Annotated in this window: 10 protein-coding genes; 6 read left to right on the top strand and 4 right to left on the bottom strand. The window is 71.4% G+C overall.

Going from position 1 to position 10,318, the window contains the following annotated elements:
* The coding region (locus H0487_RS13880) for an MFS transporter (RefSeq protein WP_183094826.1) at nucleotides 1-1,152 on the bottom strand (1,152 nt) is incomplete at its 3' end.
* A 46-nt stretch (nucleotides 1,153-1,198) separates the two neighbouring features.
* Nucleotides 1,199-1,852, bottom strand: a complete 654-nt coding sequence (locus tag H0487_RS13875) for an SDR family NAD(P)-dependent oxidoreductase (protein ID WP_183094825.1) — start codon at nucleotides 1,850-1,852, stop codon at nucleotides 1,199-1,201.
* Nucleotides 1,853-1,928: 76 nt separating this feature from the next.
* Here H0487_RS13875 and H0487_RS13870 point away from each other — a divergent pair, with 76 nt between their 5' ends.
* Nucleotides 1,929-2,645, top strand: a complete 717-nt coding sequence (locus H0487_RS13870) for a FadR/GntR family transcriptional regulator (protein WP_183094824.1) — start codon at nucleotides 1,929-1,931, stop codon at nucleotides 2,643-2,645.
* 7 nt (nucleotides 2,646-2,652) lie between these two features.
* Nucleotides 2,653-3,561 (top strand): sterol desaturase family protein, encoded by a 909-nt coding sequence (locus tag H0487_RS13865; RefSeq protein ID WP_183094823.1) that lies wholly within the window; start codon nucleotides 2,653-2,655, stop codon nucleotides 3,559-3,561.
* On the opposite strand, the gene H0487_RS13860 is transcribed toward H0487_RS13865, so the two are convergent.
* Both H0487_RS13860 and H0487_RS13855 read right to left on the bottom strand, forming a co-directional pair.
* A complete protein-coding gene (locus H0487_RS13860; RefSeq protein ID WP_183094822.1) occupies nucleotides 3,523-5,091 on the bottom strand; it encodes a hypothetical protein in 1,569 nt (522 codons plus the stop codon). The two genes, H0487_RS13865 and H0487_RS13860, sit on opposite strands and share 39 nt — an antisense overlap.
* Before the next feature lies 1 nt (nucleotide 5,092).
* Nucleotides 5,093-5,680: a hypothetical protein gene (locus tag H0487_RS13855; protein ID WP_183094821.1), complete on the bottom strand. Its 588-nt coding sequence runs from the start codon at nucleotides 5,678-5,680 to the stop codon at nucleotides 5,093-5,095.
* A 133-nt stretch (nucleotides 5,681-5,813) separates the two neighbouring features.
* On the opposite strand from H0487_RS13855, the gene H0487_RS13850 reads away from it, so the two are divergent.
* From H0487_RS13850 to H0487_RS13835, 4 genes are all read left to right on the top strand, one after another.
* On the top strand, nucleotides 5,814-6,173 hold the full coding sequence (locus H0487_RS13850) for a YciI family protein (protein ID WP_183094820.1): 360 nt from the start codon (nucleotides 5,814-5,816) through the stop codon (nucleotides 6,171-6,173).
* 7 nt (nucleotides 6,174-6,180) lie between these two features.
* A complete protein-coding gene (locus tag H0487_RS13845; RefSeq protein ID WP_183094819.1) occupies nucleotides 6,181-7,443 on the top strand; it encodes an RNA polymerase sigma factor in 1,263 nt (420 codons plus the stop codon).
* Between the two features lie 5 nt (nucleotides 7,444-7,448).
* Nucleotides 7,449-9,407, top strand: a complete 1,959-nt coding sequence (locus H0487_RS13840; RefSeq protein WP_183094818.1) for a M3 family metallopeptidase — start codon at nucleotides 7,449-7,451, stop codon at nucleotides 9,405-9,407.
* A 191-nt stretch (nucleotides 9,408-9,598) separates the two neighbouring features.
* Complete coding sequence (locus H0487_RS13835) at nucleotides 9,599-10,315, top strand: PadR family transcriptional regulator (RefSeq protein ID WP_183094817.1); 717 nt, start codon at nucleotides 9,599-9,601, stop codon at nucleotides 10,313-10,315.
* Nucleotides 10,316-10,318: the final 3 nt, after the last annotated feature.

Below are 10,318 nucleotides of genomic sequence, written 5' to 3'. Positions count from 1 at the left end.
GGTGGCTCCGTGGGCGACGTCGGCGATCCGGGGGCCGCCGGCGACGACGACGATGAAGATGCCCTGGAGCCGACCGCGGACCGCGTCGGTGGCCGAGGTCTGCAGGATGCTCTGACGGAAGGCCGCGGAGGCCATGTCGGCCGCGCCGCCGACGATCAGCAGGACGACGGCCGCGGTGAGCATCCACACCGCCGCGTCCGGCGCCGAGTCGGCGACGAAGACGGCGACGCCGAACCCGGTCATTGCCAGACCCCACACGATGATGCACCAGACGACGGCCTTGCCCTGCGCCTCGATGCGGGACACCCAGCCGGAGAAGACGCCGCCGATCACGGCTCCGGCGGGGATGCCGGCGAAGAGCAGGGCGAACGCCAGCCCGCCCTCGGACGGTCCGGCGAAGCTCTCGTGGGCGATCTCGGGGAAGAGCGCCCGGGGCATCCCGAAGACCATCGCGATGATGTCGACGAGGAAGGACATCATCAGCACCGGGTGGCCGCGCAGGTAGGCGATGCCCTCGATGACCGACTTCAGCCCCGGTGGCCGCCCGCTCGCTCCCTCGACCGGCAGTGGCGGCAGCCTCAGCACCGCCCACAACGTCGCGAAGAGGCAGATCGTGTCGATCAGGTAGAGCCAGGAGAAGCCCAAGAACGGGATCAGCGCACCGGCTGCCAGCGGACCGGCGATCGCCCCGGCCTGGAGCACCGTCATGTTGAGCGAGTTCGCCGCCGGCAGCAGGTCGTCCGACAGCAGCTTGGGCAGGATCGCGCTGCGCGTCGGCTGGTTGATCGCGAAGAACGCCTGCTGCACCGCGAAGAGGCACAGCAGTGCCCAGACGTTGTCGAGCCCGGTGGCGGCCTGGGCCCAGAAGAGGGCGCTGGTCCCGATCAGCCCGAGGGTGGTGACCCGCAGCAGGGTCCGGCGGTCGAAGTGGTCGGCGAGCGCCCCGCCCCACAGCCCGAAGACGACGAGCGGGACGAGGCCGAAGACGCCCGTCAGCCCGACGTACGCCGACGAGCCGGTCTGCGCATAGATCTGGGCCGGCACAGCGACGACGGTGAGCTGGGCTCCGACGACGGTGACGATGTTGGCGGTCCACAGCCGCCGGAAGTGTGCGTCCGCCAGCGGCCGGGTGTCGGCCAGCACGCCCTTCATCACCCGACGATGCTACGGACGTCGTGGGTGCCCAGGAGAATCCGCGTCAGCCGTCGTAGGAGACGTGCGGGGTCCAGTCGTCGTCGCTGCGGCTCACGGCCGCCCACATCGCCTCCGCGATCGGCGGCGGGGAGAAGGGGCCCTCCTTGCCGAGCACGCCGTTGATCTGTACGGCGACCGCGCGCTGCTCCGGCGCCAGGGTCGCGTCCAGGCTGGTGACGAGGTTGCGGACCGCGGCCTTCTGCACGCCCAGGGACGCGGCCGCGGCCGACGGCGTGTCGGCGGCCGCGCTGCCGGTGACCAGGATCCGCGCTCCGTCGGGGAGGTGGCGGTGCGCGGCCTGCACCGCGGGCAGCAGTGCCCCGGCGCCGAGCGCGACGTCCTCGAGGAGCTCGGGCAGGGTGAGCTCGAGCGGGTTCTTCTCCCGCCACGCACTCGGGTTGAAGTGGAGGACGTCGATCCGGCCGTGGCGTTCGCCGACAGCGGCGACGACCGCCGCGACGTCGTCCGCGTCGGTGAGGTCGATCGCCACTCCCTCGGCGGTGTGGCCCTCCGCGCGCAGCGTGTCGGCGAGGGCCTCGCCGTCGGTCGTCGTCCGGGCGGTGAGGACGGCGACGTACCCCTCGCGCGCGAAGCGTCGGGCGACGGTCAGGCCGAGGCCGGGACCGGCGCCGAGGATCAGGTAGACGGGAGCGCTCATGGGCCGACTGTACCTGTGATCCAGACAACTGGTCCAACCAGTTGACCTGTTGCTCGAAAGGGCGCACCATGGAGACATGGACATCACCCCGGTCACCCGCACGGCGGTCTCCGACGAGGTCTTCGGACAGCTCGTCGCCGAGATCCTGTCGGGCCGGCTCGCCGCGGACGACGCGCTGCCCGGCGAGCGGGAGCTCGCCGAGCGGTTCGGCGTCAACCGGCACGCGATCCGTGAGGCGCTCAAGCGCGTCCAGCAGGCCGGCCTGGTCCGGATCGCCCAGGGTGGCAAGACGCGGGTCCTCGACTGGCGCCAGAACGCCGGCCTCGACACCCTCTCCCAGCTGGCCGCCGCCAGCGCCCTGCCGCCGCTCCAGATCCTGCGCGACATCAGCGAGATGCGCCGGACCGTCGCCGCCGACGCGACCCGGCTCTGCGCCCAGCGCGCCACGGATGCGCAGCTCGCCGCGATCCTTGCCGCTGCGGAGACCTACCCCGCCGACAGCACCGAGATCGCCGACACGTTCGGCCCCGACCTGGACTTCTGGACCTGCGTCATCGACGGCTCGGGCAACGTCGCCTACCGGCTCGGTCTCAACACCCTGGTCGGCGGCTTCGCCGAGATCGGCTGGCAGACCGTCGTCGACCTCGGCCTCGGAGCCGAGTACGCCGACCGCGACGCCCACCTCGCGCTCGCCCGGCTGATCGCGGACCGCGACGCCGAGGGCGCCCACCGACTCGCCGAGGAGCTCCTCGGCCGCACCGTCGCGCGCATCAGCGCGGCCATCGAGAAGTGAGAAGAAGATGTTCGACCTGATCCTGCACGCCATCCCGGTGTTCGCCGTGTGCCTCGTCCTCGAGGCCGTCTCGTTCTACTTCCTGCCCGACGACGACGAGCTCGGCTACGAGACGAAGGACGCGCGCACCAGCCTGGTGATGGGTCTCGGCAACGTCGTGGTCAACCTCGGCTGGAAGCTGGTGGTCCTCGCGGCCCTCGCCGCGGTCTACAGCCTGAGCCCGCTGCACCTGCCGACGGACAACCCGTGGATCTGGGTCGCTCTCTTCTTCGCCGACGACTTCGTCTACTACTGGTACCACCGCACCCACCACACGATCCGGATCTTCTGGGCCAGCCACGTGGTGCACCACTCCAGCGAGTTCTACAACCTGAGCACCGCGCTGCGGCAGCCGTGGACGCCCTTCAGCTCGCTGCCGTACTGGCTGCCCCTCGCGCTGTTCGTGCCGCCGTGGATGATCCTGCTCCAGCAGTCGGTGAGCCTCGTCTACCAGTTCTTCATCCACACCGAGCGGGTCGACCGGATGTGGAAGCCGATCGAGCTGGTCATGAACACCCCGTCGCACCACCGGGTGCACCACGGCTCCAACCAGCAGTACCTGGACAAGAACTACGGCGGCATCCTCATCGTGTGGGACCGGCTGTTCAAGACGTTCGAGGCCGAGGGTGAGCGGGTCCGCTACGGACTGACCAAGAACGTCGGCAGCTTCAACCCCGCCCGGGTCGCGACCCACGAGTTCGTCGCCATCGCCCGCGACGTCCGGGCAGCCACCCGCTGGCAGGACCGCTGGGGCTACCTCACCCAGGGTCCGGGCTGGAAGCCGGCGGAGGAGTCGGCGTTGCCGTCGACGCTGGAGTCGGCGCAGCAGTCGACCGGGTCACTGGACGGGCGGCCAGCAGTACCGGTAGTGGGGTAGCCCCTTGAACGGCTCGTCGTAGGACTCGCCGTCCACGAAGGTGCCGACCACGTCGGCCGTCTTGACCAGGGCGCCGAGCACGCCGCGGTCCAGCGCGCTCTGCTTGTCGACCGGCTCGCGGACCGCCACCCGGTTCTCCAGCGTCGTCCGCAGCGCCTCACGCTGGTAGGCGGCCCAGCGCTCACGGCCCTCGGCGTACTCGGGGTTGTCCCGGTAGGCGATGACGATGCGTGAGCCGCCGCGGAACCGCGGCCGGGCGGTGCCGTCGGCGCACATCTCGGCCTCGGAGGACGTCGTCGTGACGAACGTGCCGCCGCCGAGGATGTTGCTCGGCTGGTCGCAGGTCACCTGAGCGCTGTAGCAGTCCTGGGGGCGTACGCCGACGATGCCGAGGTAGGCCTCGAGCAGCTCGCCCCCGGTCGCCGGCAGGTGCGGGAACGGCGCGGGGACGAGGACCCGGTGATCGGGCCGTGGGTTGACGACCCGGCGGACGTCGCCCCAGTTGAGGACGGCGACGTGCACGTCCGGCGCGGGCAGCGCCTGGAGCGGCCGCTGGGCCTGGAGGCGGGCGCCGACGCCGACCGCGAGGTCGGCGGGATGGAGCACGACGAGCCCGGTCACCCCGACCATGACGTACATGCCGCCTCCGCCCTCGGAGGACCCGGACGCCGCGTCGACCTCGACCAGCCGGGCGATGCCGAGGCACTGCTCGGGGCCGAGGTCGGCCGCCCGGAGGTACTCCAGGCCGAGGTCCTCGTCGAGGATCGACGGCTCGCCCGGACGCCGTGCGGCCCAGCGCTCGCGCGCGGAGAAGCCGACCACGGCGGCGGGGGGTGCCGCGGGCATCCCGGGCTGCGCGGCGTGGACGACCTCCCACTCGACGACCGTCGCCCGGTTGATCCCGAACCCGCCGGTGATGTGGTCGGGCACGCGGTAGACGCCGTACACGAGGTCCGGCCGCGCGGACAGGCCGGCCGCACCGAGCCACGCGGCGAGGTCCTTGACGTGGCTCTTGGGGTTGGTCGTGATCCGGGTCCGGGTGACGGGGATCCGCTGCGGTGCGAGGTACGGCGTCCGCGCCTCGTCGCGCACCGCGCGCTCGGCGGCGGCCTGCTCGGCCGGGACCGCGCTGACGGCCGGGCGCGGCGGTGGTGGCGGCGGCTTGCGGCCGAACGGGTTGCGCAGCGTGTCCATGAACTCGGCCTTGGAGGCCTCCCACTGGCCGGCGAACGACAGGTCGGTCATCCGCTCGCGGTCCGGCAGCGGGCCGTAGAGGAAGTCGCCGGCCGGGCCGTGCACCACGCGGCGGGCCATCTCGTCGGCGATGATCTTGTCGGCGTTGGCCTGCATCGACGCCTGCGCCTGCGCCATCTGCGCCTCGTACTGCGCGCGCTGCTCGGGCGTCCAGCCGGCCATCTGCTCCTCGGTGAGCCGGCCGCCGTTGGCCATCGACTGCTTGCTCAGCTCGATCCCGCGCTTGATGTTCGCCGGACTCATCGCCTGCGCCGCCAGCTTGAACTTCTCGAACATCTCAGACCACCTTTCCTCGGACGCCCCACACGATCAGCCCGACCCCGCCCAGCACCACGGCGACACTCCCGAGGAGCAGCCCCCAGGCGACCCACTGGAGGGTCGCGTTGGTCGCGTGCACGATCGCGGGGAGGTCGAGCTCGTCACCGAACACGTCCTTGCTCGTGGAGGTGCAGTCGACCTCCGTCGTACCCCCGGCGCCCTCGAACCTCCCGATGCTGGCGTAGTCGCCGGCCCGTTCGACCGACGACGTCTGCCGGTCGCCCCGGATGGTGTCCTCGGTCCCGTCGGGGTGGCGGATGGTGCACCGGATGTCGACGGCGAAGGAGGTGTTGAACGAGCGGCCGCCGCCGGTCTCGTTCTTGATGCCCGTGCCGAGCGCCACCACGTAGGTGGTCCCCTCGTCGGCATCGAGGGTCAGCACGCCGGGGACGCGACCCTGCGCCTCGGGGTCGAAGGACTCCCACCGCGCGACGCCGACCAGGATGACCAGGGCGCCGATGAGCATCGGCACCGCGAGCAGCACGATGCCGAGGACCCCGCCGATGATGCGTCCCCAGCCACGCTTGCGCCCGCCGTAACCGACCACGGCCACAGCCTGTGCCCTCGCAGCGATGCTGTCGATGATTTCCTTGTGGCAAGTTGTCGTATCGACAGCCGCTGGTTCGTGGTGAGGGTGTGCGGGCGGTCATCGGGACCGTCCCCGACAGGAGGAGATCGACATGACGCAGTACCTGCTTTCCGTCCACGGCAGCGACGAGGACTACGCCGAGATCGACCCGGCGACGATGCAGGAGATGTTCGAGGCCGTCGAGGCCTTCAACACCAAGGTGCGCGACGCCGGTATCTGGGTCTTCGCGGGCGGCCTCGAGAGCGCGACGACCGCGACCGTGGTCGACGGCCAGGGCTCGGCGCCCGTGATGACCGACGGCCCCTACCTCGAGACCAAGGAGCACATCGGCGGCTTCTGGATCATCGACGTGGCAGACCTCGACGCCGCTCTCGACTGGGCAGCCCAGGGGTCGCGGGCCTGCCAGGGCAAGGTCGAGGTCCGGCCGTTCCAGTCCGAGCCCGAGGCCTGAGCCCGAGGTGGGTCCCGCGTCCTCCGCCGCCGCGATCGAGCGGGTGTTCCGGGAGGAGTACGGCCGGCTGATCGCCACGCTCGTCCGCCGCTTCGGCGACATCGACATCGCCGAGGAGGCCGCCGCCGAGGCGCTGCTCGTGGCGCTGGAGAAGTGGCCGGAGTCGGGAGTGCCGCCCAACCCGGGCGGGTGGTTGACGACGACGGCCGGCAACCGGGCCATCGACCGGCTGCGGCGCGAGAAGGTGCGGGACTCCAAGCATCAGCAGGCTGCTGAGATGTACGACGACACGCCCCACGAGTCGCTCGGGGTCTTCGAGGACCACCCCGACGACCGGCTCCGGCTGATGTTCACGTGCTGCCACCCGGCGCTCGCGCCGGAGGCACGGATCGCTCTGACCCTGCGGCTCCTCGGGGGGCTCACCGTCGAGGAGATCGCCCAGGCCTTCCTCGTCCCCGAGACGACGATGGCGCAGCGGATCACCCGCGCGAAGAAGAAGATCGCGGCCGCTCGGATCCCCTACCGGGTGCCCGGGGCCGACGAGCTGCCGAGCCGGGTGGCGACCGTGCTCGCGGTGCTGTTCCTCGTCTTCAACGAGGGCTATCTCGCCTCCGGCGACGGAGCTCCGGTGCGCACCGACCTGACCGCCGAGGCGATCCGCCTTGCGCGGATCCTGCGCGGCCTGCTGCCCTCGGAACCCGAGGTCACCGGACTGCTCGCGCTGCTGCTCCTCACCGAGTCACGGCGTGAGGCCCGGGTGCGCGGCGGCGAGCTGGTCCGCCTCGACGACCAGGACCGGGGCGGGTGGGACCGGGCACTCATCGGCGAGGGCCACGCGCTGGTGCGCGAGTGCCTCGCGATCAACCGGCCGGGACGCTTCCAGCTGCTGGCGGCGATCAACGCGGTCCACACCGACGCCCCGACCGCGGAGGCGACCGACTGGTCGCAGATCGCCGCCCTCTACGACCAGCTCGTGCGCCTCGACCCGTCGCCGATCGTGCGGCTCAACCGTGCGGTCGCGATCGCCGAGCTCGACGGGCCGGAGGTCGCCCTCGCGCAGGTGGACGCGCTCGGGGACGCGCTGTCGTCGTACCACGCCCTCCACGCGACGCGGGCCGACCTGCTGCGTCGGCTGGGACGCAGCGCGGAGGCCCGCGACGCCTACGACGCGGCCCTCGCGCTCTGCGACAACACCGCCGAGCGCGCTCACCTCGAGCGTCGGCGCGGCGAGCTGGTCGAGCCGGCGGGTGGTCCGGGGGACCTAACCTAGGTCGGGTGACGCACTCGCCCCTGACGCTGCCCTCCTCGACCGACGCCTCGACCTGGGGGGAGTGGGTCCGCGCCCGTTCCTCCGAGGAGCTCGACCGGGCCCGCGAGCTGGTCGACCTGCTGCGCACCGACCCTCCCGCCGAGGCGGTGGAGGTGCTCCGGGTCTGGGATCGGGCCGGCGGTCACCTGCGTGGCGTCTCCGCGATCGGCTCGGTCATCGGCAACGTGCACCCCTCCCCCGAGGTCCGGGTGATCGCCGACGCCGCCGAGCAGGACGCCGACAAGCTCGCGACCGAGTGGAGCCTGGACAGCACCCTCTACGAGGTGTTCGCCGGCCTCGACGGCAGCGGGCTCGACCCGATCGCCGCCCGCCTCCTCGACAAGGTCCGCAAGGACTTCCGCCGCTCGGGCGTCGACAAGGACGACGAGACGCGCTCGCGGATCACTGCGATCCGGGACCGGCTCACCGAGCTCGACCAGGAGTTCAGCCGGATCACCCGTGACGACGTCCGCTCGATCCGGGTCGCACCGGAGCGGCTCGCGGGCCTGCCCGAGGACTGGATCGAGGCCCACCCCGCCGAGGGCGACGGACTGGTGACGGTGACGACCGACTACCCCGACGCCATCCCGGTGCGGATGTTCGCCCACGACCAGGACGTCCGACGACAGATCCAGACCGCGTTCCTCCAGCGCGGCTGGCCCGCGGCCGAGCCGCTCCTGGAGGAGATGTTCGCGATCCGTCAGGAGCCCGCCACGCTCGTCGGCTACCCCGACTGGCCGTCGTACGACGCCGACGTGAAGATGATCGGCTCCGGCGCGGCGATCCCGGAGTTCATCGACAAGATCGTGGCGGCCGCCGAGGAGCCGATGCGCGCGGACCTCGCCGTCCTCCTCGAGCGCTACCGACAGGACTACCCCGACGCGACCGAGATCCCGCTCCACGACTCGTTCTACTACCAGGAGCTCGTCCGGCAGGACCAGTACGACGTCGACGGCCAGCGGGTGCGCACCTACTTCCGGTTCCCGCTCGTGCGGCAGGGCCTGCTCGACGTGACCGGCCGGCTGTTCGGGTTGCGCTACGAGCCCGTCGACGTCCCGGTCTGGCACGACGAGGTCGCCGTCTACGACGTCTTCTCCACCGCGGCGGACGCCGACGGTGGCTCGCTGGGCCGCATCTACCTCGACCTCCACCCGCGCGAGGGCAAGTACAAGCACGCCGCGCAGTTCACCCTGACCAACGGCGTCGCGGGCGAGCAGCTGCCCGAGGGTGTGCTGGTCTGCAACTTCTCCCGCGGGCTGATGGAGCACGACCACGTCACGACCCTCTTCCACGAGTTCGGCCACCTGCTCCACCACGTCCTCGGCGGCCACGGCGACTGGTACCGGTTCGCCGGCGTCGCGACCGAGTGGGACTTCGTCGAGGCGCAGAGCCAGATGCTCGAGGAGTGGGCGTGGGACCCGGCGGTGCTGCGCAGCTTCGCGACCGACGACGCCGGTGAGGCGATCCCGGACGCGCTGGTCGAGGCGATGCGCCGGTCCGACGACTACGGCAAGGGCATCTATGCGCGGACCCAGATGTTCTACGCCGCCATGTCCTACCGCTTCCACGCCGACGAGGCGCGACGCGTCGCCGGTGAGGAGGTCGCGTCGCTGACCGACCGGATGATCGAGCTCCAGGGTCGCTACGGCGCGCTGCCGTACCTCGAGGACACCCACATGTTCGCGTCGTTCGGTCACCTCGGCGGCTACAGCTCGGCCTACTACACCTACATGTGGTCGCTGGTCATCGCGAAGGACATGTTCAGCGCGTTCTCGACCGAGGACCTGTTCGACCCCGAGGTGGCCGGCCGCTACCGCGACCGGGTGCTCGCCCGCGGCGGCGAGGCCGATGCCGCCGACCTGGTCGCCGACTTCCTCGGCCGGCCCTTCTCCTTCGACTCGTACGCCGCCTGGCTCGCCCGCTGACGCGAACGGTGCAGTAATTATGTGTTATCGCTGCTACCAGGGCGGTCGACCACCGAGGTAGCGACCACAGCACCGCGGTAGTGGCCGTAACACGTAGTTGCTTGAGACCTCGGCACCCTCCTGCTACGCTAACGATATATCGCGACATACTTTCGAAAGATCGCGACATTGACGTGAGGGAGACGTTGACGATGAACCGCTTCAGCAGGCAGCTCGGCCCGATCTGGGCCGCGATGGGGGAGTGCGCTCCCCATGACCAGCGCCAGCAGCACCGTCCCGGACCGTGGGGCGGGCCGTGGGAGCAGCACCGCGGTTCGCACCACCGCGGCGGTGGCCCCGGCGGTCCGCCGCCGTGGCTGGCCGGCCTCCTCGGCATGGGCCGCCCGGAAGGCCAGCGCGGAGCCCGGGTCCGGCGCGGCGACGTCCGGTTCGCGATCCTCGACGTGCTCCGTGCCGCCCAGGATCGCGACGAGTCGCTCAACGGCTACCAGGTGATCCAGCAGATCACCGACCGCAGCGGCGGAGCCTGGCGTCCGAGCCCGGGGTCGGTCTATCCGACGATCTCGCAGCTGGAGGACGAGGGGCTCGTCGAGACCGAGGGCGAGCGCAGCCGCCGCTCGCTGCAGCTCACCGGGGCCGGGGCGACGTACTGCGCCGACAACACCGCGGAGCTGGCCGCGGTCTGGGCTCCGTTCGACCGCGCCGAGGCCGAGGCGCCCGGCGAGCACGCCGACATCAAGGCGGAGATCCCACAGGTGATGAGCGCGGTGTGGCAGATCGCCGTCTCCGGCGACGCGACCCAGCGTCGCGCAGCCGTCGAGGTCCTCGTCGACGCCCGGCGCCGGCTCTACGGCATCCTCGCCGACGGCCCGGTGGCCGACGCGGCCGACGAGACCGACGAGGCATGAGCA

Source organism: Nocardioides stalactiti (assembly GCF_014180715.1).
Taxonomy (GTDB): Bacteria; Actinomycetota; Actinomycetes; order Propionibacteriales; family Nocardioidaceae; genus Nocardioides; species Nocardioides stalactiti.
This window is presented reverse-complemented; position numbering and strand designations above follow the sequence as displayed.

Coding starts and splice junctions, on each gene's coding strand:
- H0487_RS13875 (WP_183094825.1), bottom strand. CDS start 1,852: ATGAGCGCTCCCGTCTACCTGATCCTCGGCGCCGGTCCCGGCCTCGGC.
- H0487_RS13870 (WP_183094824.1), top strand. CDS start 1,929: ATGGACATCACCCCGGTCACCCGCACGGCGGTCTCCGACGAGGTCTTC.
- H0487_RS13865 (WP_183094823.1), top strand. CDS start 2,653: ATGTTCGACCTGATCCTGCACGCCATCCCGGTGTTCGCCGTGTGCCTC.
- H0487_RS13860 (WP_183094822.1), bottom strand. CDS start 5,091: ATGTTCGAGAAGTTCAAGCTGGCGGCGCAGGCGATGAGTCCGGCGAAC.
- H0487_RS13850 (WP_183094820.1), top strand. CDS start 5,814: ATGACGCAGTACCTGCTTTCCGTCCACGGCAGCGACGAGGACTACGCC.
- H0487_RS13835 (WP_183094817.1), top strand. CDS start 9,599: ATGAACCGCTTCAGCAGGCAGCTCGGCCCGATCTGGGCCGCGATGGGG.